General features: G+C 70.5%; 17 protein-coding genes. 12 read left to right on the forward strand and 5 right to left on the reverse strand.

The window, feature by feature from the left end; genetic code table 11:
• Positions 1-100 precede the first annotated feature (100 nt).
• Both AMYBE_RS0109770 and AMYBE_RS0109775 read right to left on the reverse strand, forming a co-directional pair.
• The gene (locus tag AMYBE_RS0109770; protein WP_020659188.1) at positions 101-550 is read right to left on the reverse strand and encodes a DoxX family protein; all 450 of its coding nucleotides are present in this window, start codon (positions 548-550) and stop codon (positions 101-103) included.
• A gap of 238 nt (positions 551-788) precedes the next feature.
• Positions 789-1,484 carry a DsbA family oxidoreductase gene (locus tag AMYBE_RS0109775; RefSeq protein ID WP_020659189.1) on the reverse strand — a complete coding sequence of 232 codons (696 nt, stop codon included), beginning with the start codon at positions 1,482-1,484 and terminating at the stop codon, positions 789-791.
• Between the two features lie 99 nt (positions 1,485-1,583).
• Here AMYBE_RS0109775 and AMYBE_RS0109780 point away from each other — a divergent pair, with 99 nt between their 5' ends.
• Positions 1,584-1,922: a winged helix-turn-helix transcriptional regulator gene (locus tag AMYBE_RS0109780; RefSeq protein ID WP_020659190.1), complete on the forward strand. Its 339-nt coding sequence runs from the start codon at positions 1,584-1,586 to the stop codon at positions 1,920-1,922.
• Positions 1,923-2,357: 435 nt separating this feature from the next.
• Here AMYBE_RS0109780 and AMYBE_RS0109785 read toward each other — a convergent pair whose 3' ends face one another.
• Entirely contained in the window at positions 2,358-4,610 is a 2,253-nt protein-coding gene (locus AMYBE_RS0109785; RefSeq protein WP_245573169.1) for an RICIN domain-containing protein, read from the reverse strand.
• A 318-nt stretch (positions 4,611-4,928) separates the two neighbouring features.
• Between AMYBE_RS0109785 and AMYBE_RS0109790 the strand changes: the two genes are divergently transcribed.
• The 11 genes from AMYBE_RS0109790 (at position 4,929) to AMYBE_RS0109840 (ending at position 19,431) form a co-directional block, all read left to right on the forward strand.
• Positions 4,929-5,819 carry an SIS domain-containing protein gene (locus AMYBE_RS0109790; protein ID WP_027927528.1) on the forward strand — a complete coding sequence of 297 codons (891 nt, stop codon included), beginning with the start codon at positions 4,929-4,931 and terminating at the stop codon, positions 5,817-5,819.
• 1 nt (position 5,820) lies between these two features.
• On the forward strand, positions 5,821-6,729 hold the full coding sequence (locus AMYBE_RS0109795) for an ROK family protein (protein ID WP_020659193.1): 909 nt from the start codon (positions 5,821-5,823) through the stop codon (positions 6,727-6,729).
• Positions 6,726-7,628 carry a 1-phosphofructokinase family hexose kinase gene (locus AMYBE_RS0109800; RefSeq protein WP_020659194.1) on the forward strand — a complete coding sequence of 301 codons (903 nt, stop codon included), beginning with the start codon at positions 6,726-6,728 and terminating at the stop codon, positions 7,626-7,628. Before AMYBE_RS0109795 ends, AMYBE_RS0109800 begins: the two co-directional genes overlap by 4 nt.
• A gap of 8 nt (positions 7,629-7,636) precedes the next feature.
• Positions 7,637-8,491, forward strand: a complete 855-nt coding sequence (locus AMYBE_RS0109805) for a class II fructose-bisphosphate aldolase (protein WP_020659195.1) — start codon at positions 7,637-7,639, stop codon at positions 8,489-8,491.
• A gap of 213 nt (positions 8,492-8,704) precedes the next feature.
• Positions 8,705-10,057: an ABC transporter substrate-binding protein gene (locus tag AMYBE_RS0109810; RefSeq protein ID WP_020659196.1), complete on the forward strand. Its 1,353-nt coding sequence runs from the start codon at positions 8,705-8,707 to the stop codon at positions 10,055-10,057.
• Positions 10,057-11,016 carry a carbohydrate ABC transporter permease gene (locus AMYBE_RS0109815; protein ID WP_020659197.1) on the forward strand — a complete coding sequence of 320 codons (960 nt, stop codon included), beginning with the start codon at positions 10,057-10,059 and terminating at the stop codon, positions 11,014-11,016. The genes AMYBE_RS0109810 and AMYBE_RS0109815 overlap by 1 nt, the downstream gene beginning before the upstream one ends.
• Positions 11,017-11,026: 10 nt before the next feature.
• On the forward strand, positions 11,027-11,956 hold the full coding sequence (locus tag AMYBE_RS0109820) for a carbohydrate ABC transporter permease (RefSeq protein WP_020659198.1): 930 nt from the start codon (positions 11,027-11,029) through the stop codon (positions 11,954-11,956).
• A gap of 6 nt (positions 11,957-11,962) precedes the next feature.
• Positions 11,963-13,033, forward strand: a complete 1,071-nt coding sequence (locus tag AMYBE_RS0109825; RefSeq protein ID WP_020659199.1) for an ABC transporter ATP-binding protein — start codon at positions 11,963-11,965, stop codon at positions 13,031-13,033.
• On the forward strand, positions 13,030-14,898 hold the full coding sequence (locus tag AMYBE_RS0109830) for a DUF5107 domain-containing protein (protein ID WP_020659200.1): 1,869 nt from the start codon (positions 13,030-13,032) through the stop codon (positions 14,896-14,898). Before AMYBE_RS0109825 ends, AMYBE_RS0109830 begins: the two co-directional genes overlap by 4 nt.
• Before the next feature lie 370 nt (positions 14,899-15,268).
• Complete coding sequence (locus AMYBE_RS0109835) at positions 15,269-18,391, forward strand: TIM-barrel domain-containing protein (RefSeq protein ID WP_245573171.1); 3,123 nt, start codon at positions 15,269-15,271, stop codon at positions 18,389-18,391.
• A gap of 254 nt (positions 18,392-18,645) precedes the next feature.
• The gene (locus AMYBE_RS0109840; RefSeq protein ID WP_020659202.1) at positions 18,646-19,431 is read left to right on the forward strand and encodes a DeoR/GlpR family DNA-binding transcription regulator; all 786 of its coding nucleotides are present in this window, start codon (positions 18,646-18,648) and stop codon (positions 19,429-19,431) included.
• A 7-nt stretch (positions 19,432-19,438) separates the two neighbouring features.
• On the opposite strand, the gene AMYBE_RS43655 is transcribed toward AMYBE_RS0109840, so the two are convergent.
• Positions 19,439-21,664, reverse strand: a complete 2,226-nt coding sequence (locus tag AMYBE_RS43655; RefSeq protein ID WP_020659203.1) for an MFS transporter — start codon at positions 21,662-21,664, stop codon at positions 19,439-19,441.
• A gap of 168 nt (positions 21,665-21,832) precedes the next feature.
• Entirely contained in the window at positions 21,833-22,258 is a 426-nt protein-coding gene (locus AMYBE_RS0109850) for a tautomerase family protein (protein WP_020659204.1), read from the reverse strand.
• Between the last annotated feature and the right edge of the window lie 25 nt (positions 22,259-22,283).

Genomic DNA, 22,283 nt, shown 5'->3' on the forward strand with positions numbered 1-22,283 from the left:
ACGGGCACGGTGAGCGGATTGCTCGGTTTCGTGGGCGGGGAGCACCCGCGGACGGCGGACGAATCGCGGTGTCAGCGATTCCGCGCGAGCCTTTCCGGCGTCATTCGGCACCGGCCGGCCGTGCGGCGGGGGCGGTCCGTGCGATTTTCCGAACCCATTCGACGACAGTCCACGGACCGGGACCGAGGGCGGCGATCAAGAGGAAGCCCCAGGCATACAATGCGGACGGTTCGCCCTGGTTCTCGATCGGGAACGGCGAATTCGGAAAATGTACCGTGAAATAGGCGTACGCCATCGACCCGGAGGCGACCAGCGCGGCGGCCCGGGTGCCGGCGCCGAGTGCCACGAGAACGCCGCACACCAATTGGATCGCGGCCGCCCACCAGCCGGGCCACGACGCGAACGGGACCGTGCCGCCGTGGGTGCCCACCGCGCCGCCCAGGACCCCGAACAGGGAAGCGACCCCGTGACAGGCGAACAGAAAGCCCACCACTACGCGGAAAACGGACTGCACGGCGGGCGCGGTCCGGCTGATCGACAAAGACTTCATGACGGCCTCTTTCCAGGGGCTGGTAATTCCATCAGCTGTCGCCGGTCGCCTCGTCGCGCTCCGGCGGCTCGCTCGGGTCGAGCGCCCAGAATTAGATCCGTCGAATGGAGAATCCGATTGCCCGGAACGTAAACCCCAGGTGTCGATGCCGTGACGGTTCCCCGCTTTCCGGCGATAGGGTGAAAATAAAAAACTGCCGCCTTCCCGGGTTCCGGGAAAGCGGCAGGAAATTGATCAATCAGCGGCCGAGCCGCTCCAGCAACAGGTCCGCCCATTCCGGGTCGTACTGTTCCAGCAACGGGAAACCCTTGCCGGGCGGCGCGGTCCATCGGTAGTCGGCGCCTGGGTTGTGCCGGTCGTATCCGTTCGCGGCGAACAAGTGCGGGCTGCCCTGCACGCGCGGACCGCGGGCACTCTCCCAGTCCCGGTAAACCTGCGCCCGTCCGTCGCCGCGCGCGAGCGCTGCCGCGAGCGCGAACTCGTCCACCCGGTCGCACGCCGCGGCGATTTCGAGAATCACCGGATGCAGGCTGATGCACCGGCCCTCGACGTAGAACGCCTGCCGCAGCGCGGCGTCGAGTTGAGTGGACGCGGCCAGCCCGCCCACTTCCGGGCTCTTCGCGGCCTGGACGGCCTCCATGGCCGGCAATGTCGTGACTGGGTACCGGTACTCGGGTCCCGTCCACAACCGCCAGTCCAGCTCGGGTCGGCGCGCGGCGATCGCCACGATCTCGGCGTCCAGGATCAGTTTCGGCGTCGGCTGGCGGTTGAACAGCTCCAACGGAAACGCCCGGTGGTCGACCAGCAGCTCCCGTCCCCGCGCCCGTGCTGCGCTGTCCAGGGTGGCTAGGGCCAGCGTGGCCCATGGGCAGCCGATGTCGGACCAGACGGTGACCACGCCCGGATCGGCGTGCACCAGCCCGTCCGCGGCCATGGCCAACCTCCGTCAGTAAGGTGAGCTGCTAACGAGTGGTTAGTAAAGGGGTGGGGACTCACGTTTGTCAAGCCGCTCACCAAGCGTTAGCGTTGTGAAGTGGACCGCAACACCGAAGCCTTCTGCCCACTGTTCCACCATGCGGTGGAGCTGATCGGGCGCCGCTGGAGCGGCGCGGTGCTGCGCGCCATGCTGCACGGCAAGACCCGGTTCCGCGACATCCGCGAGGCCATCCCGGGGCTGAGCGACAAGATGCTGGCCGAGCGCCTGCACGAATTCCAGGCCGAAGGCATCGTCGAACGCCGCGTGCACGACGAAACGCCGGTGCGCATCGACTACGTGCTGACCGCCAAGGGGCACGAGCTGCAGACGGCGGTCGACGCCTTGTCCGACTGGGCGGAGACCTGGGTCGCCGAGCCCGTGCCGCCTGCCGGCTGAGACCGGCCGGGGCGAACGGCGAGAGAGCGCTCGGCGTCGGTCGCTGAGCTGGCTTTTGCGGCGCTCGGTCGCTTCTGACTGTACCTCGGCGACGCTCGACCTCGTGCTGAGAGCGTTTCGGGCCAGGCGGCACACAGCATGGTGCGCGTGACCCCGCTCGCCGGGTTTCAGGTCGAGCAGACGTTCGTGCCGTGCCAGGTGCCCAGCGGAGGCTCCGCAAGTGTCCACATCGGACTGACCGGCGACAGTACGGTGCCGGCTGAGGCGCGGTAGCTGAGGTCGGCCGCGTCACTGGCCGCCGTGCCGTTGCCGTGCTGGCACCCGGATCGCGGCTGGAGCTGGTGACCTTGGCGGGACCAAACCGGCGGCCCGTCGCCTGAGAACTCGGGCGACGGGCCGCGAGCTTGCCCGGTTTGTCTGCTGCGGGCCGGGCGGTTACGGATTCAGGGTCCAGTGCTGGAGTCCGCCCGCGGGCCGCTGGGTGACCGGTGCGCCTTCGGCGACGGAGTCGGCAGTCAGCAGTAGTCCGCTCTTGACCGAGGCGAACGCGTAGCCGCTGGCTTGTCTCTCCACGGTCCAGCGTTGGTTGGCGGCTCCGGTGCAGGGCCACTGGATGACCGGGGCACCCGAGGCGGTGGAGCCGCCCGCCACGTCCGCGCACAGGCCGGACTCGCGGTTGCGCAGCTCGTAGGAGCCGTCGGGCTGCCGAGTGAAGGACCAGCGCTGGTTGGCGCCGCCGTTGGCGGTCCAGGCGACCAGCTGGGTAGCTGCCGCGGTGCTGTGGCCGGGGACGTCGAGCGCTTTGCCGCCGATCTTCAGCACGCGGGCCTCACCGAGATCGGCGTCGCCGGCCTCAGTGATCGAGAGGGTCTGCTCGGACGCGGTGCGAGCACCGCCGACCGGGCTTCCGGTGCGGTCGGTCCAATACCGGGCGGGAGTGGTCTCGCTGAGCCGGCCGGGCGTGCCGGAGAGGCCCAGCACTAGTCCGCTGTAACGGTTGACCAGTCGGTACGTGCCGTTCGAGGAGTGGATGACGAACCATTGCTGTCCGACACTCGGGCCTTCCGGTCCAGCGGCGCTGACTGTCGCAGCAGTGCCCCACGCCCGGGTTCCCGGGGAAGCAGTCCCGACGCCGAGCAGCCCGCCGGTGGCGGTGTTGGAGATCCGGTACGAGCCGTCGCCGTCGGCCGTGAACGACCACGCCGCGAATGCGCCGCCGGCCGCCAGCGAGGTGGTCGCGGAGCTGCCCGGGACCTGGACGAGCACCCGGCCGTCGCCGTTCGCGATCCGGTAGGACTTCGCCGGGTCGAACCGGGACGCCGCGGGGCGGGCACTGTCCACGGTGAGGTCGAAGTACATGCCCGACGCGCCCGCCGGGCAGCCGAACGCACAGTAGGAACGGAAGCTCTTGCCGACGATGGACGAGCTGGTCTTGTTCTTGCTGTCCAGGAACCAGCGGTACCAGGAGGCGTCCGTCCGGCTGCCGGTGTCGCCGATCAGCCGCCACTTCTGCGTAGCGAGGTCATCGGTGACGTAGAACTGCTGCGGTGCCTTGCCGCTCTGGTCCACCGCCTGCGGCTCGCCGATGTACTTGCCGAGGTAGGCGTCGTAAGCGACGTCCATGACGAACAGCGGTGACGTCGGCGGGATCTTGCCCGCCGCGACCTGCTCGGTGGCAGTCCCCGTGTTCGCCGGGTCGTATTCCTTGTCCACGGGGGTGTAGCCGGTGTGATTGGCTCCGTCGACCGGCACCATGTTGCTCTCCCGGCCGCCCTGGCCGGGCTCGGACCACTTGCCGTCGTACCACTTCTGCCAGGTTCCCGGTGCCATCTTGCCGGAGATCGGCGCCCGGGCGACGTGCTCGTAGAACGCCTTCCAGCCGCCGTTCTTGTCCACCACGCGAGAGCCGTAGTAGACGTAGAAGTATCCCGACGCGGTGTCCGCCAGCAACCGCTGGTCACCGTCGCCGTAGTAGTAGGTCTGCTGCGGGAAGGCGGCGTTGTCGCCGCGCCGGGTGCTGTACGGCGACGTGATCACGTGCGCCTTGATGGCCCAGGTGCGGCCGCCGTCCTTGGAGACCGCGTAGTCGATGGCGTCGTAGTGCAGGCCGTCGCCGAAGGGCTGCGGGGTGAATTCGTTGTGCACCAGGCCGTACCAGTCGCCGGTGTCCGGGTCGACCCAGACGCCGGACAGGTCGCAGAAGTTCCTCTGCGAGTAGCGGGATCCGGGCGGCGGTGCGGTGGCCTCCCTGCCGGTGGGGCTGGTGTTGCAGCGCCAGGTCGTGTCGTTGTTCTTGTCTCGCGGTTCGGCGGGGTTCACCGCGTCGCTCAGCGCACTCGACTTCGTCGCGGAGTCGAAGTCCCCGCCGGTGTAGAACTCCCACTCCCGAGGTGAGCTCGCGCCGTAGTCGGCAGCGGACTGCTGGAAGTAAAAGGTGCCGTCCTTGTCGAGGTAGCCGCTCGCGGGCGTGTCGGTTGGGTGGGCGTAGGCGCCCGTGCCGTTGACGGTGACGGTGTAGCCGTCGGGCGGTGGCATCGCGGCCGTCGATGCTCCGGCGGTCACCGCGGTCGCTGACGCTCCGGCGGGCGGCGGTCCGGCCAGCCCGCTCCCGAGGCACAGCATCGCCCCGGCGAGTGCGACGGCGGCTCTCCGGCCACTGCCGCGGGACTTGGGGCACGAGACGGGCATGGCTCCTCATTCCTGCCGGTCGCCGGACGCGGCTGTCGGGACTTGGACGAGCGCAAGCGCGCAACTGGTGGAAATGCGACGCAAATAAACAAGATCGAGCAGATCTGGCGCGCAGTGATGATGCACTCTGTGGTTTTCGTTGTCAACGCTTCCGGTTGGGCCTGCGGTAGCTGCTGGTGGCCGCTGGCGGCCGGTGCTGGGCTGCGCAGCACCCCGCGCAGCTGAATGATCGAATATGTACGAAGAGTGCATTGACGATTCAAAAACATGCATCTACGGTGACTGCTGTTGCGTACACCTGGTGCAGATGGGGAGTCGATGAGCGGGACTTTCATGGCGGACGAGATCGCGAGCCAGCCGAGGTGCTGGCGGGACGCGGCGAACCTGGCCGCGGCCAACGCGCGGCTCCTGCCGGCCCCGGGCACCCGGGTGGCGGTCGTCGGCTGCGGGACGTCGTGGTTCATCGCGCAGGCGTACGCGGTGCTGCGCGAGAAGGCCGGGCTCGGCGAAACCGATGCCTTCGCGGCTTCGGAGTTCCCCCTCGGGCGTGCCTACGACCAGGTCGTGGCCATCACCCGGTCGGGCACCACGACCGAGGTGCACACTCTGCTGGCCCGGCTGCGCGAGGTCATGCCGGGGACGCCGACCACGGCCGTCACGGGTGTCCCGGTCGAGATCGCCGGCGTCGCGGGCGCGGTGGTCGACCTGTCCTCAGTGGACGAACGTTCGGTCGTGCAGACCCGGTTCGCCACGACGGTGCTCGCCATGCTGCGCGCGCATCTGGGCGAGGACCTCGCTCCGGTGATCGCGCAGGCCGAGCGAGCGCTGGCCGAGCCGCTGCCGGCCGAGCTGGTCGGCGCCGAGCAGTTCAGCTTCCTCGGCACCGGCTGGTCGGTGGGCCTGGCCAACGAGGCGGCGCTGAAGTTCCGCGAGGCATGTCTGCTGTGGACGGAGTCGTACCCGGCGTTCGACTACCGGCACGGCCCGATCAGCATCAGCGAGGCCGGCCGCGTCACCTGGATGTTCGGCAGTGCGCCGGACGGGCTGGCCGAGGAGGTCCGGCGGACCGGGGGAGCGTTCGTCGAGACCGGGCTGGACCCGATGGCGGACCTGGTTCGCGCCCAGCGAGTCGCGGGTGCGATCGCCGAGCGCAAGGGACTGAACCCGGACAACCCGCGGAGCCTCACCCGCTCCGTCGTGCTGAGCTAGCGTGGAGCTCCTCGCGGCGGTCGACGTCGGCGGCACCACGGTGAAGGCCGCGGTGTACGAACGCGGCAGCTGGACGAGACGGGCGCGGCTGCGCCGCCCCACCGCCCGGGGCGCGGACCCGGGCGTCGCCGTGGCGGAGCAGGTCGAGGCGGTGGTCGGGGAACTGGCCGAGGCCGGGCCGATCACCGCGGCCGGGGTGGTGGTGCCCGGGGTCGTCGACGAGGCCGCGGGAATCGCGCGGTTTTCGGCGAACCTCGGCTGGCGAGACGCACCGCTGCGCGAACTGCTGGCCGAACGGCTGCCGATGCCGGTCGCCTTCGGTCACGACGTCACGGCGGGCGGGCTGGCCGAGCACCGGTTCGGCGCTGCCCGCGGGTTCGCCGACGCCGCGTTCGTCCCGGTCGGCACTGGGATCGCCGCGGCGCTGCTGCTCGGCGGCCGCCCGCACCGTGCGGCGGGGCACGCCGGGGAGCTGGGCCACCTCGACGTCGGCCATTCCCGCCGGTGCGGCTGCGGTTCCACCGGCTGCCTGGAGGCGATCGCGTCCGCGGGTGCGATCGCTCGCCGCTACACCGAACAGTCCGGTCGGCCGGTCACCGGTGCGCGCGAGGTGCTGGCGGCCGAGGCTGCCGGCGACGCGGTGGCGCGCGAGGTCGTTGAGGACGCGGTGGTCGCGCTGGCTGCCGGGCTGCGGGCGCTGGTCACGCTCCTCGCCCCGCAAGCGGTGGTGCTCGGCGGCGGCCTGTTCGAGGCCGGCGGGCTGCTCGAGCGCGTCGACCGCCGGCTGGGCGAGTCGCTCGTGTTCCAGCGGCGGCCAGTGCTGCGCCGCGCGGAGCTAGGCGACGAGGCAGGCTGTCTCGGCGCCGGCTTGCTCGCCGCGCAGCTGCTGGGACCGGCGGTGAGCGCATGATCCTCACTGTCACCCCGAACGCCGCGCTCGACGTGACGTACACAGTGGACAGTCTGGTTCCGGACGAGGTGCACCGGGTCGCGCAGGTACGGCAACGCGCCGGGGGCAAGGGGATCAACGTCGCCCGCGTGCTGCACGCGCTGGGCGGCGACACCCGGGCGCTCGCGCTGGCCGGCGGCGCCACCGGCAACGCCGTCGCGCGGGAGCTGGCGACCTCCGGGGTGCCCGCCGAACTGGTCCCCATCGCGGGGGAGACCCGCCGGACGACCGCTGTGCTCGCCCTCGCCGACCGGTCGGTCACGTTGCTCAACGAACCGGGCCCGGAGGTCACCGCGGGGGAGTGGGCGGCGCTGCTCGCCGCGGCGTCCCGGCACCGGCCGGAGGTGCTGGTCTGTTCCGGCAGCCTGCCGCCCGGCGCGCCGCCGGACGGGTACGCCCAGCTCGCCGCGACCGGGGCCCAGACCGTGCTCGACACCTCCGGGGACGCGCTGCTGGCCGGGCTCGCCGGGCGACCGGCCGTGGTCAAGCCGAACGTCAGCGAGCTGATCGAGGTCACCGGCATCCGCGACGTCGAGTCGGCCGCGGCCGAGCTGCGCAGGGCAGGCGCGGGCGCGGTGGTCGTGTCGCTGGGCCCGGACGGCCTGCTCGCCGTCACCGGGTCCGGCACCTGGCACGCGGCGCCTTCCGCCGCGCTGAGCGGGAACGCGACCGGGGCCGGGGACGCCGCCGTCGCCGGGATCGCGCTCGGGATGTCCTGGCGCGAACCGTGGCCGCAATTGCTGCGCCGAGCCGTCGCGCTCTCCGGGGCGGCCGTGCTCGGGCCGCTGGCCGGCGACCTCGACCTCGGCCACTACCACCGGGAACACGACCGGGTCGCCGTGCGCGCCCGGGGAACCTGAGGAGAGCCATGCCATTGGTGTCCACCGGGAAGATCGTCGGCGAGGCCGCCGCGCGGCGCCGGGGCTGCGCGGCCTTCAACGCCATCCAGCTGGAGCACCTGACCGCCATCGTGGCGGGGGCGGAGGCCGCCGATGCTCCGGTGATCCTTCAGCTGAGCCAGAACGCGGTGCGCTACCACGGCGCGCTCGCCCCGGTCGGCGGCGCGGCGCTCGCCGTCGCGCGGGCGGCGGGGGTTCCGGTGGCCGTGCACCTCGACCACGCCGAATCCCGCGAGCTGGTGCGCGAGGCCGTCGGCCTCGGCTTCGGCTCGGTGATGTACGACGGGTCCGCATTGGATTACGCGGACAACGTGCGCCAGACCCGCGAGGTCGCCGCGTACTGCCACGACCACGGCGTCTGGGTGGAGGCCGAACTGGGGGAGATCGGCGGGAAGGACGGCGTGCACGCGCCCGGCGTCCGCACCGACCCGGACGAGGCCGCCGGATTCGTCGCGAGCACCGGGGTGGACGCGCTGGCCGTGGCGGTCGGCAGTTCGCATGCGATGCTGTCGCGCGACGCGGTGCTCGACTTCGAACTGATCGCCGCGTTGCACGCGGCGGTGCCGGTGCCGCTGGTTCTGCACGGGTCGTCCGGCGTGCCGGACGCGGGGCTGGCGGGCGCGGTGGCCGCGGGGATGACGAAGATCAATATCGCCACGCAGCTGAACAAGGTGTTCACCGCCGCCGCGGCGAGCGATTGGCGCGAGCATCCGGACCGGGTGGACCCCCGCCGGTATCTCGGCGCGGGCCGGACCGCGGTGGCGGCGGAGGTGCGGCGGTTGCTCGGAGTGCTCATGCTGGGACAGGCGGAAGCCGCCAGATGACAATTATGCAGTTTCATCGACCGAACTTGTTGACAGATGCGTGAAATCAAACAAAACTGCGCGCTAACGCGCAGAATGCTGCGTTATTCCCTAGACCAGGTGGTGGCCATGCGGGTAGCACAAGGCAAGTGTTTTCTGGGGCCGGGCCAGGCGCCCGAGCCGGGGGCCGGAGCCTCGCGGAAGAAGCTGGCGGCGGCCTTCGCCGCCGGTGCCATGATGCTGCTCGCCGGCTGTGGCGGAGGCGCCGAGGCGGGCGGCACCGGCGAGAACGCCCTGCCCGGCGTCGATCAGTACTTGAACGCGCCGTGTCCCGAGCCGGGGGTGAAGCCCCCGACCGGAAAGCAGGTCACCTACTGGTCGATGTGGACCGCCGACGAGCCGCAGGGCAAGGTGCTGCAGAAGGCGTTCAAATGCTTCCAGGACAAGACCGGCGTGCACGTCGACGTCCAGTGGCTCGGCCGCAAGGCGTACACGCAGAACCTGGTGCCCGCGCTGAACACCGACACCGTGCCTGACCTGTTCGACCAGGACGTCAGCAAAGTCGGCGCCGCTGTCATGACCCCGGGCGGCACGCAGAGCCTCGACGACGTGTACGGGATGAAAGTGGGCGAGGGCGAGAAGACGGTCAAGGACGTGCTTGCGCCCAGCTCGTACGACTTCCCGCAGAACAAGGACCACGAGGGACACAGCTTCCTGGTGCCCTACACCGTCCAGTCCAGCGCCTGGTGGTACGACAAGGGAACAGCCGGCGCGGTGGCGCAGCCGAAGACAATGGACGAGCTGACCGCCCTGTTCGACAAGGCGAAGGCGGACGGCAAGGCGGCGATCAGCCAGGACGGGGACATCCCGTTCTACAACATGTACTTCTTCACCCAGCTCGCCGAGCGGTACGTCGGTTCGGGCGGGCTGTACAAGGCGGCCACCGACCGCAGCGGCTCGCTCTGGCAGTCCGACCCCGGATTCCTCAAGGCCGCCGCCGAAACCGCGAAGCTGCCCAAGTACTTTATCGACGGCTGGGATGCGGCGAAGTTCCCTCAGGTGCAGCAGCGCTGGGCGGACGGGGACTCGCGCTACCTCTACGTCGGCACCTGGGCGCCGAGCGAGACTCGTGAGTACCTCGACAAGGAAGGCGCGGGGAAGAAGATCGCGTACGGCTCCTTCCAGTTCCCGATGCCGCCGGGCGCCACGCACGACACGGTCGAGCAGATGTCGATCGGCTTCGCGGTGCCGAAGAAGGCCAAGAACCCCGAGGCGGCGAAGGCGTTCATCGCCTACTTCCTCAACAAGGACCTGCTCTCCGGCATCCCCGCCGTCGCGGACAATCTGGTGCCGCGCGCCGACCTCGCCGTGCCGGACGACCTCAAGCAGGTCAAGGCCGCGATGGACGATCCGAAGAAGGAGCACGTGCTGCAGTACGACGGGATCGACGGCATCGCGGGCGGCAAGTGGCAGACCGACGTGTTCGACCCGGCGGACCTCGCGCTGCTCAAGGGCCAGCTGAGCCCGCAGCAGTTCGTCTCCCAGCTTTCGGCCAAGAGCGCCGCGTTCTGGAAGGGCCAAGGCTGATGACGGCGGCGACCGGAGCGGCCCGGGCGTCGCGGCGGCCGGCCGCCCGGGCGAGCCGCGGCGCGCACCTTGGCCGCAAACGCAGGCTGTTCTGGCCGTTCGCCGCGCCGGCGCTGGCGCTGTACCTGGCTTTCCTGGTGCTGCCGACGGTCGCCACGGTGGTGCTGAGCTTCACCCACTGGGCCGGGGCGGGCGATACACCGGAGCCCGACGGCGTGACGAACTACGTGCAGATGTGGAACAGCGACTCGTTCCAGTACGCCTTCCGCAACACGCTGGTGTACGTCTTCCTCGGCGGCATCGGCACGTTCGCGGTCGCGTTCCTGTTCACCATGGTGCTGCGGGACATGCGCGGCGGCAAGGTGATCCGTGCCATCCTGTTCTTCCCGAACATCGTCGCGCCGGTGGCGCTCGGCATGTTCCTCGGGTTCGTGTTCAAGTACCAGCCCGGCAAGCAGGGCCTGGCGAACTACGTGCTGGAGCACGTGGGCGCGGACGCGGCGAAGTTCCTCGCCCCGGCCAACGTGACCGGGGTGGTGACCGCGTCGCTGATCTGGGCCAGCTCCGGCTTCTACATCACGATCCTGATGGCCGCGGTCGACCGGATCCCGCCGTACCTGTACGAGGACTCGGACTTGGCGGGCGCGTCGCCGTGGCAGAAGTTCCGCAACATCACGCTCCCGATGACCTGGGACGTGGTCGGGGTCGCCGGGGTGCTGTGGACGATCAACGCGCTCAAGATCTTCGAGCTGGTCTTCGTGCTGGCCGGCCCCGGCACCTACGCCCCGCCGAACCAGGCGTGGACCCTCGGCATCTACGTCTTCGACCGGACCTTCGGCTCCAACGGCACTCCGGACTTCGGCGCCGCCTGTGCCTGCGCGGTCGCGATGATCGCGCTCGTGTCGGTGCTCGTCGTCCTGCTGCGCCGGCTGATGCGGCGTGAGGCCATCCAGTTCTGAGGGGGAGACCATGTCCGTCACGGACGCACCCGCGCACCCCGCCCGCGCGGCGAAACCGGCACGGAAACCGCCGCGCCGTCCCAAACCCGCGCCCGGCTCCCGGCGGCACAGCCCGCTGCGGCTGCTCGGCTCGGCGATCGTGTGGCTGTTCACCGCCGGCAATGTGCTGGTGCTGTACTGGCTGCTGTCCGCGTCGTTCAAGACGCCGGTGGAGATTTTCACCAAGCCGTTCGCTTTGCCCTACCAATGGTTCCACCTCGGCAAGCCGTTCCGGAACTTCGTCTACGCGTGGAACAACGCCGGGTTCGGCGATGCCGTGCTCACGACAGTCGTTCTGGTCGGGCTCGCCACCGTGGTCACCGTCGCGGTGTCCGCGCCGGCGGCCTACGCGCTGACCCGGCTCGGCGTCCGCGGTTCCGGCCCGTTGACCAGCGCGGTCGCGATCGGCATGGGCGTGCCGTTCCAGACCGTGATCATCCCGTTGTTCGTCGTCATGAGCAAAATCCGGCTCGACAACGAGTACGGCCTGTTCCTGGTCTACGTCGCGCTGTCCATTCCGTTCACCGTGTTCCTGCTGACCGGGTTCTTCCGCTCGCTGCCGGACGAACTGGAGGAGGCGGCGGCGATCGACGGCGCCTCCCCGCTGCGCACCTTCTTCTCGGTGATGCTGCCGCTGGCGCGCGGCGGGCTGATCACCGCGCTGACGCTCAACGCCATCGGGTTGTGGAACGAGACCCTGCTCGCGATCGTGTTCCTCAAGGATCAGGCGCACTTCACGCTTTCCCGCGCGCTGTTCACCTTCTACGGCGCGGCCAGCTACCAGTCGGAGTACGGCGGCTTGATCGCCGGCGTCGCGATCGTGGTGCTGCCGATGCTCGTGCTCTACCTCGTGCTCGCCCGCCGGATCATCACCGGACTCACCCTCGGCGCCGGAAAGTAGGACCTTATGGCCACCGTGAGCTTCATCGACACCACGCGCTACTACGCGGGGGTCGAGCGGCCCGCCGTCGACGGCCTCGACCTTGAGATCGCCGACGGCGAATTCCTCGTCCTGGTCGGCCCTTCGGGCTGCGGCAAGTCGACCACCCTGCGGATGCTGGCCGGGCTCGAGGGCGTCGACGACGGCTCGATCCGCATCGGCGACCGCGACGTCACCGAGATGGCGCCCAAGGACCGGGACATCGCGATGGTGTTCCAGAACTACGCGCTCTACCCGCACATGAGCGTCGGCGACAACATCGGTTTCCACCTGAAGATCGCCAAGATGCCGAAAGCCGAACGGGACCGGCGCGTCCGCGAGGCGGCCGAGCTGCTCGACCTGACCCCGTACCTGGACCGCAAGCCGGCGAAGCTGTCGGGCGGCCAGCGTCAGCGCGTCGCCATGGGCCGTGCCATCGTCCGCGAGCCGAGCGTGTTCCTGATGGACGAGCCACTGTCCAATCTGGACGCGAAGCTGCGGGTCCAGACGCGCACGCAGATCGCCTCGCTGCAGCGACGCCTCGGCATCACCACGCTGTACGTCACGCACGACCAGGTCGAGGCGATGACCATGGGCGACCGGGTGGCGGTGCTGAAGGACGGCTTGCTGCAGCAGTGCGACACGCCGGTCGGGCTGTTCGCACGGCCGGTGAACGTGTTCGTCGCCGGGTTCATCGGGTCTCCCGCGATGAACCTGCTCACCACCACGGCCGACGACGGCGGCGCGGTCGTCGGAGGCGCCCGGCTGCCGCTGACCCCGGCGCAGCGTTCGGCGCTGACCGGCCCTGGAATCGTGGTCGGCGTCCGGCCGGAGGGCTGGGAGACCGGGCCGGAGGGACTGGCCGCCGTGGTCGAGGTGGTCGAGGAGCTGGGCAGCGACCAGTACCTCTACTGCCGGAGCGAAAACTCGGGAGTGCTGACCGTGCGGACGCCGGGGATGGCTCCGTGGCAGCGCGGCGAGAAGATCGGGCTGACGCCGAAGCCGGGTGCGGTGCACCTGTTCGACGAGGCCACCGGAGATCGGCTGCCGGACGCATGACCAGCCTGAGCCTGACCTCGCTGGTGCTGCCCGCCGCGGCGCTGGGCCCGGAGAACCCGTTGCCGCCGCTGGTGAAGCCCGTGCCGGTGCAGCAGGTGGCGAACCTCGCCGAGCTGCCGCCGGACCTGGCCGAGGGCCTCGGTTACGGGCATCTCTCGACCGTCCTGCCGTACCGGTTGCAGGACGGCTATACCCGGGAGCGGACGGAGACCGCGCTGCCCGCGCTGGTGCTGGAGAACGACCGGCTGCGCGCGACCGTGCTGCCGTCGCTGGGCGGACGGCTGTATTCGCTGTGGCACAAGCCGTCCGGGCGTGAGCTGCTGTACCGCAACCCGGTGTTCCAGCCGGCGAATCTGGCCTTGCGCGATGCGTGGTTCGCCGGGGGCGTCGAGTGGAACCTCGGCAGCACCGGGCATACCGCGCAGACCTGCGCGCCGATGTTCGCCGGCCGGATCGAGGGCCCGGACGGCACGCCAGTTCTGCGGTTGTGGGAGTGGGAGCGCACCCGGGACCTGCCCTATCAGCTGGACTTCTCCCTGCCCGAAGGCTCGGACTTCCTGCTGGTGGGCGTGCGGGTGCGCAACCCGCACGAGCACGCGGTGCCGGTGTACTGGTGGTCGAACATCGCCGTAACGCGGGAAGAGCGGACCCGGGTGCTCGCGCCCGCGACGGAGGCGTGGCACTACGGCTACGGCGGACGGCTCGACCGCGTGCCGGTGCCCGGCGCGCTGACCTACCCGGCCCGCGCGCAGGCCGCGGCGGACTACTTTTTCGAGTTGCCCCAGGAGGCGCCGCGCTGGATCGCCGCGGTCGACGGGCACGGCGACGGGTTGCTCCAGTGCTCGACCCGGCGGCTGCGGGGGCGGAAGCTGTTCGTCTGGGGAGAATCCGCCGGCGGGCGGCGCTGGCAGGAGTGGCTGGCCCCGGGAGCACCGGGATACTTGGAGATCCAGGCTGGGCTCGCGCGGACGCAGCTGGAGCATCTGCGCCTCGACGCAGGAGAGTCGTGGGACTGGCTGGAGGCATACGGCCCGGTGTCGGCTGACGCCGAGGTGGTGCACGGCGACGACTGGGCCGCGGCCACCGACGCAGTCCAGTCGAGCCTGCCGGACGTCGAGGAACACCATCGGCGGTGGCGGGAAATGGCCGACCGTCGGCCGGAAACTGTGCTGCACCGCGGTTCCGGGTGGGGCGCGCTCGAAGCGCACCGGATGGCGGCGGACTGGGCCGGCACGCCGTTCCCGGAGTCGGCGATGGGGCCGGAGCAGAAACCGTGGCGCGCTTTGCTGGAGGGGCGGACGCCGACGGGCGATCCGTCCGCGATCCCGCCGCCGACGCTCGTCGGCCCGGCGTGGGCGGAGCTGCTGGAGCGCGCGCCTCGGAACTGGCTGACTTCTTACCATCGCGGCGTAGCCAGGTGGGCGTCCGGCCAACACGATGGCGCCCGAGCGGCGTGGCGCGCTTCGCTGGAGTCGGCGGAGAACCCGTGGGCCCTGCGGAACCTGGCCGTGGCGTCGGCAGACCGGCGGGAGGCGGCGCGGCTCTACGAACGTGCGCTGCGGCAAGCGCCGCACCTCCGGCCTCTTGCGGTGGAAGCGATCGCGGCCCAGCTGGACGCAGGGCTGCCGGAACGTGCCGCGGAGCTGCTGTCGTCGTGGCGCGGGGAGCTGTCGGGACGATTGCTCTTGTTGACCGCGCGCTCTCGCCTCGCGCTCGGCGATGCGGCGGGCGCTCGCGCGGTGTTCGAAGCGGGCTTCGAGGTACCGAACGTGCGCGAGGGCGAAACGTCGCTTTCGGACACGTGGGCGGCGGCGGCCTCCGCGCCGCTGCCCGTCGAGTACGACTTCCGGATGGTCCCATCGTGAGGCGCTCGCGGTCTGCTTGACGCGGGGCCTGGCAGCGAAGCGAATGTCCGTGCCCCGCCACGTCCGCCGCGCAGCACGAGATCGCGTTCCGCCGAAAACCCGGCGTGCGGCGGATCATGCGGCACGAGCCGCCGTCGCCGGCTCGTGCGCGTGATCGCGCGGTGCTGCCGACGTCGGCTGCTGAGTACCGCCCTCGTGGCGCGAGGAGCGCACGGAAACCCTTGTGCGGCAGGCGAAACCTCGGGTGCCTTCTGGTGCCCGTGGTGCGATGCGACGGAAGTAGGGATTAGCCGGTCCGGACGCTGACAAGCGCGGCAGGGTCAGCTATACAGAGGACCTCGTGCGTTTTATTGCGTGGAAGGTGCCTGTAATGAGCAGAGCTACGCATAAGATCGGGGTGCTGGCCGCAGTGGCCGTACTGGGGCTCGCGCCGGCGGCGGCATCCGCTGATCCGTCCCCACCGTCCGGGCAGCTGGGTTCCCTCACCGGGATCTCCGCGGACGGGCCGGTGGTCACGCTGAACTCGGGCGCCGCCGCCGTGCGCGTGAGCTTCCCGGCCGCGGCCGCGGTGCGGGTCTGGCTCGCCCCGGACGGGAAGTTCACCGACCCCGCGGGCAGCAAGATCGTGCTGCCGCGCGGTACCGCCCCCGTCCCGCCGAAGCAGGTCGACAAGGGCGGCTACTGGGCCATTTCCACGCCGCAGGCGACGCTGCGGGCGTACAAGAATCCATTGCGCTTCGCCCTTTACGACGGCACTGACACCCATCGCCGGTGGGAAGAAGCGGCACCGCTGTCGTGGACCGGGACCACGACTACGCAGACGCTCTCCCGCGGTGCGTCCGAGCAGTTCGTCGGCGGCGGCGAGCAGAACGGCCGGTTCAGCCACCGCGACCAGACCATCAAGATCTTCGCCGACGACAACTGGAACGACGGCGGCGCGCCGAACTCGCAACCGTTCTACGCCTCCACCGCGGGGTACGGCGTGCTGCGCAACACCTTCTCCCCGGGCTCCTACTCCTTCACCGACCCGGTGAGGACCACCCAGGACGAGCGCCGCTTCGATGCCACGTACGTGCTGGGGGACAGCCTCAAGGACGTGATCTCCGGCTACACCGACCTCGTCGGCAAACCTTTCGTGCCACCGATCTACGGCCTCGAGACCGGTGATTCCGACTGTTACTTGCACAACGCCAACCGCGGTGAGCGGCACACGCTCGACGCGGTCAAGGTCGCCGACGGCTACGCCCAGCACGGCATGCCGAACGGCTGGATGCTGGTCAACGACGGCTACGGGTGCGGCTACGAGAACCTGCAGCAGACCGGCGAAGGGTTGCGCAAGGACGCCATGCAGCTCGGCCTGTGGACCGAGAACGGCGTGCCCAATCAGGCCGAGGAGGTGAAGGCCGGCGTCCGGGTGCGCAAGCTGGACGTCGCCTGGGTCGGCCCGGGCTACCAGTTCGCGCTCGACGCCTGCGACACCGCGCACAAGGGCATCGAGGACAACAGCGACGCCCGCGGCTTCGTCTGGCAGCCGGTCAGCTGGGCCGGAGCGCAGCGATGCGCCGTGCTGTGGAGCGGCGACCAGTCCGGCTCCTACGACTACATCCGCTGGCAGATCCCGACGTACGCCGGGGCCACCGCCTCCGGCATCGCCTACAGCACCGGGGACATCGACGGAATCTTCGGCGGCAGCCCACAGACCTATGTCCGCGACCTGCAGTGGAAGACGTTCCTGCCGGTCGCGATGACGATGGACGGCTGGGCCCCGGCCGACAAGCAGCCGTGGCGCCAGGGCGAGCCCTACACCTCGATCAACCGCCAGTACCTGCTGCTCAAGGAGCGGCTGCTGCCCTACACCTACAGCTATTCGGTGCAGGCCAGCAAGACCGGCGTGGGCCAGGTGCGCCCGCTCGCGCTGGAGTATCCGGACGACCCGAACGTCTGGACCGACAAGGCGAAGTACGAGTTCCTGTCCGGCACCGATTTCCTCGTCGCGCCGGTGTACGAGAATGCGAACGTGCGCAACGGGATCTACCTGCCGAAGGGCACCTGGGTCGACTACTGGAGCGGGAAGACCTACACCGGCCCGACCACTGTGGACGGTTACGACGCGCCGCTGGACAAGCTCCCGCTGTTCGTCCGCGGCGGCGCCGTCGTGCCGATGTGGCCGGAAGGCACGACCTCGTGGCAGACCCGGGACAAGTCCGAACTGGACCTCGACGTCTACCCGCAGGGCCAGGGCGGGTTCAGCCTGACCGAGGACGACGGGGTGACGCGGGCGAACCGGCAGGGCGCGCAGGCCACGCAACGGTTCACTGTCGACGCGCCGAAGTCGGGCCCGGGCACGGTGACGGTCGGGATCGGTGCGAGCACCGGTTCCTACGACGGGAAGCCAGCGGCCAGGAAATACCAGCTGACCGTGCACACGGGATCGAAGCCGGCCGTCGTGCAGGCCGGGAACGGGCTGCTGCGCCAGTACGATTCCCGCGCGGAGCTGGACAAGGCCGCCGCCGGCTGGTTCTACGACGGTTCCGTGGTGCGGGTGAAGACCGCGCCGGTCGCGGCGGGTGCGCGCCAGGACGTCCGGCTGCTCGGGACCAGCGCCGTCGGCGGGGTCTTCCCGGCGGATCAGAACGGGACGGTTTTACTGACCGCGCCCGGGTTCGTCACCCTGGGTGCGGCCGCGACGGCGCGAATGAGCTTCACCAACGGCACCCCGGTGCCGGTCGGCGAGGTCGCGCTGTCCGTGCAGGCGCCGGCCGGGTTGCGGGCCGACGTCGGGCCGGTGCCGGGCGGCTTGGTGCGGCCGGGGCAGACGGTCGCGGTGCCGGTGACGCTCACGCCGTCGGCCGAGTTGAAACCGGGCGACTACCAGCTCACTGCGACGGCGAGCTACCGGGCTCGGCTGAGTTCGCACGAGGTCACCGATTCGGCGACAGTGACGGTGCCCTATGCCTCGGTGTCAGCGGCGGCGGCGAACGTCGGCGTCACCGATGCCGCGCACTTGGCCGCTGGGAATCTCGACGGTGGCGGAAGCAGCTTCCGAGCCGAGGGGCTGGCCGGGGCCGGGCTGAGTCCGGGCGCGAAGTTCACCGCCGACGGCGTCGCGCTGACCTGGCCGGACGCGGGCACCGGCAAGCCGGACAACGTCGTCGCGGCCGGTCAGACGATCGCCGCGGCGGGCAGTGGAAGCAAGCTGGTCCTGGCGGGCACGGGCACGGGCACCGCGAAGGGCACGGTGGTCGTGCACTACGCCGACGGCAGCACCGGGCAGGCGGAAGTGTCCTTTCCGAACTGGTGCTGCGCCGACGCCGGGCACGCGACCACCGTGGCGAGCGTGCTGGGCAAGAACACCCCGGCCGGCCCGGCCTACCCGACAGTGGCGTACCGCGTCTTCGCCGCGACGGTCCCGCTGACTCCCGGCAAGGAGGTCGTCGCGTTCACCCTCCCGTCGAGTTCCGCGATGCACGTCTTCGCGGCGGCCCTCGGCTGAGCCGTTGAGATGCTTCCCCGTTGCACGGCCTGCTCCGGCAACGGGGAAGCGTCTCCCGGCCGTGCGTGCCGATCCGTCAAGGCGGAGACCAGGCCGGCGGGGTCGCCGAGCGGCGGTGCCACGGGGATCGGGCGAGTCGTTGAGGCATGTCGCGTGCAAAAGTGCAGCCAAATGCAGCATAATGCTCGAATCAGGGGTTTTGAACGCACAGCGATGCGCAGTACCGGCCCCGCGAGCAGCTAGGAGTACCGCTGATGGCCCGGCACGAACGGTTGAGCAGCCTGCTGGACATGCTCGGGCAGCGGGAGAAGCTGGACGTCGAGGAGGTGGCCGCGGAGCTGGGGGTGTCGGCGGCGACGGTCCGGCGCGATTTGGATCATCTGGCCGAGCAGCAGTTGCTCACCCGCACGCACGGCGGTGCGGTCGCCAATGATCTTGCCTACGACTTGCCGCTGCGCTACCGGACCGCGCGGCACGTGCCGGAGAAGCAGCGCATCAGCACGGCGGCGGCGGCGCTGGCCGAGCGGGGGATGGTGGTCGGGCTGAACGGCGGCACGACGACCGCCGGGGTCGCGCGGGCGCTGGCGATGCGTTCGGACCTGGCCGGGCGCGGCGACGCGTCGGGATTGACGGTGGTGACCAACGCGCTGAATATCGCGCACGAGCTGGCGGTGCGGCCGAACGTCAAGATCGTGGTGACCGGCGGGGTAGCGCGGCCGCAGTCGTTCGAGTTGAGCGGTCCGCTCGCTACCCGGGTGCTCAGTGAGCTGACGATCGATTTGTTGTTCCTGGGGGTTGACGCGCTGGACGCCGAAGCGGGCGCGTTCGCCCACCACGAGGGCGAGGCGAGCATCAACCGGTTGATGGTCGAGCGCGCGGAGCGAGTGGTCGCGGTGGCTGACGGTTCGAAGCTGGGCCGTCGCGCGTTCGCGCGTATCTGTTTGGTGAGCGAGATCGACGTGCTGGTAACCGATGCCGGTGCGGATCCGGCCACGGTGAAGGCTTTCGACGCCGCAGGGGTCGACGTTCGCGTGGTCTGACGCGTGGTCATCGCCGTCGCTCCAGAGTGCCATCGCTGCGAGCGATGCGTTGCTGCCGGGCGAGATCCGGAATCGGTTCGTGGCGAAGCGTGACGTCGTGGGCGGCGGTGTCGCCGTGCTCGGTCAGCCGGACGATGCTGGTGCTCGGCGGAAACCCGGTGGTGACGACCTCGTACCGGCCGCTCGGCAGTCCGGGGAATTCGTAGCGGCCGCTCTCGGCGGTGTCCTGGACGGCGACGGCGTTTCCGCGCTCGTCCAGGAGCGTGACGCGGGCTCCGGCGACCGGGTGAAGTCCATTATGGACGACTCCGGTCAGGCGGCCCGCGGGCGGAAGCGCCACCTCGATCGTTTCGTGCTCGCCTGGGTGCAGGTGGAGGCTGCGGACGGAGATTCTGGCCTGGCCGGCGGTGGCGGTGAGAGTCAGTGCTCCGGGTTCCAGTCCCTCGAAGCTGAAGGCACCGTCTTCACCGGTGCGGACGCTGCCGACGACCGTGCCCGCGGTGTCGGTGAGGACGACCGTTGCTGCGTTGACGGGAGTGTTCGCATCGTCGTGCACGAAGCCGGAGACTCGGGCCGTGTTGTGCCTCAGCACGAGTTCGAGGGAGGAAGCGGGATTCGCGGTCAGCGGTACCGCTTCTGCGCGGTGGCCCGCGCGCGCCGCGACCAGGAGCGCGGGTTCGTTCTCCAGGACGGGGATTTGGAAGGTTCCGTCGTCGCCGGTCGTCGCCACGTGCAACTGGTTGCCGTGGCTGTCGAGGATGGTGACGGCCGTGTCCGCGAGCGGGGTGGCGTCGGGTTGCCGGATCCGGCCGGTCAGCCAGCTTTCGGGTGCGGGCGGCAGGTAGTGGTCGGCGAAGTTGCGGCGGGTCGCGATGGCGGCTGCGGCGAGTGCGCTGCCCAGCGCGGCGGCGATGAGGAACAGCCATCCGTGGCGGTAGTCGGCGAGGGCGGGGGTACCGCCGTAGATCGCGACGAGCACCGCGGTGCCGAGGACGGTGCCGATCTGCCGGGCGGTGTTGATCATCGATGAGCCGGCTCCCCATTTCGCCGGCGGCAGGACCAGCCCGACGACGCCGGACAGGCTGGGCAGGATCAATCCGACTCCCGAGCCGGTGAACAGCTGCCCGGGCAGGAGGCCGCCGACGTAGTCCGGCGCGGGGCCGAGGCGCCACACCCAGGTCGCCACGCCGATCACGAACAGCAGGCTGCCGATGGCGACCGTGACGCCGGGGCCGAACCGGCCGGCCAGCCGCCCGCCCACGGTCAGCGAGACGGCCACGACCATGAGCGGGCCGGGAGCGAGCCAGAGCCCGGCGACGACCACCGACTCGTGCCAGAGACCGGTCAGGAACAGGACGTTGCCGAAGAGCATGCTGCCGAACGCCATGGTGAACAGCAGCATCGCCAGGCAGCTGAGCCACAGCGTCGGGATGCGCAGGGAGGGCAGGTCGAGCACCGGCGTGGGGTGCCGTCGCGAGCGCAGCACGACGGCGAGCAGGCCGAGCACGGCGATCGCGAAGCCGATCAGCACTTCGCGGCTGCCCCAGCCGTGGTCCGGGGCGGAGACCAGGGCCCAGGCCAACGCTCCGACTCCGGCGGCGAGGGCGATCGCGCCGGGCAGGTCGGGCATTCCGGAGCCGGTGTCGCGGCTTTCCCGCAGCACCCTGGGCCCGGACAGGAGAGCGAGCAGGCCGACCGGGAGGTTGACCAGGAAGACCCACCGCCAGGAGAACTGCACGAGGACTCCGCCGACGGGCGGGCCGAGTGCGGCGGCGACTCCGCCGACCGCGGCCCAGGTGCTCACTGCCTTCGCTCGCCGGGCGGGCGGGAACGCGGCCAGCAGCAGTGCGAGCGAGGTCGGCATGACCAGGGCCGCGCCGACCGCTTGCAGGACGCGGAAGGCGACGAGCAGCGGGACGGACGGGGCGATGGCGCAAGCGGCGGAACCCGCGGTGAAGACCGCGACGCCGATCAGGAAGACGGCGCGGCGGCCGTAGCGGTCGGCCAGCCGCCCGGCTGGGGCCAGCAACGCGGCGAAGGCCACCGTGTAGCCGTTGAGGATCCAGGACAAGCCGGCGAGACCGGTGCCGGGGAAGGCCAGGCGGATGTCCGGAAACGCGATGTTGACGATGAACAGGTCCAGGCTGGCCAGGAAAACGGCCGCGGAGACGACGAGCAGCACGGTGCCCGGTCGTCCGCCGGTTCGCGGAGCGGCGCCGACGTCGGCGGTCATGCTGCCTCACAGGTGCGGGGGAGGGGTGGGGAACCAGGTCTCCGGTTCGGTTGCCGGAAGGGACCAGGGTCAGGAGGGCCCGCCTACGCGCGCCGCTGCCGGCCGTCGCGCGGTTGGCAGCGGCGCGCTGCTCATGATGGGGAGCGGCTGGCTTCCAGGGCCGCTGTTTCAGTACGGGGAAGCGGCATTGTCCTTGGCCCAGGCCTTTTCTTCAGCGGAGCCGCCCGGCGGCGGCACCAGCCCGTTGATCATCCAGAGTTCTTCGCTGGACTCGTCGGCGTGGAACTCCCAGTGCACGCCGGGCCGTTTTTCCAGATGCGGCCGGAGCATGCTGCTGATCCACTGCGCGGTGCGCCGGCGGGAGTCGGGCCCGGTGCTGTGGCGCGCGATGTGATCGATCACGACGCGGATCCCGGCTTCGGCGGGTTCCCCGCCTACGTAGAAGTCCTCCCGCCGGGCTTCCTGAAAGACCGTGACCGCGTAGAACCGGGGCAGGCCGACCGCTTCGTAATGGTCGGCCACCCGGGAGGCGAGTTCGTGTTTCTCGGCGTCGCTGAAGAGTCCGGGGGTGTGGTGGATCGTCCACAGTGGCATGGCGGCTCAGTGCTCCTTCGGCTAC

It is taken from the genome of Amycolatopsis benzoatilytica AK 16/65 (assembly GCF_000383915.1).
Lineage (GTDB): Bacteria > Actinomycetota > Actinomycetes > Mycobacteriales > Pseudonocardiaceae > Amycolatopsis > Amycolatopsis benzoatilytica.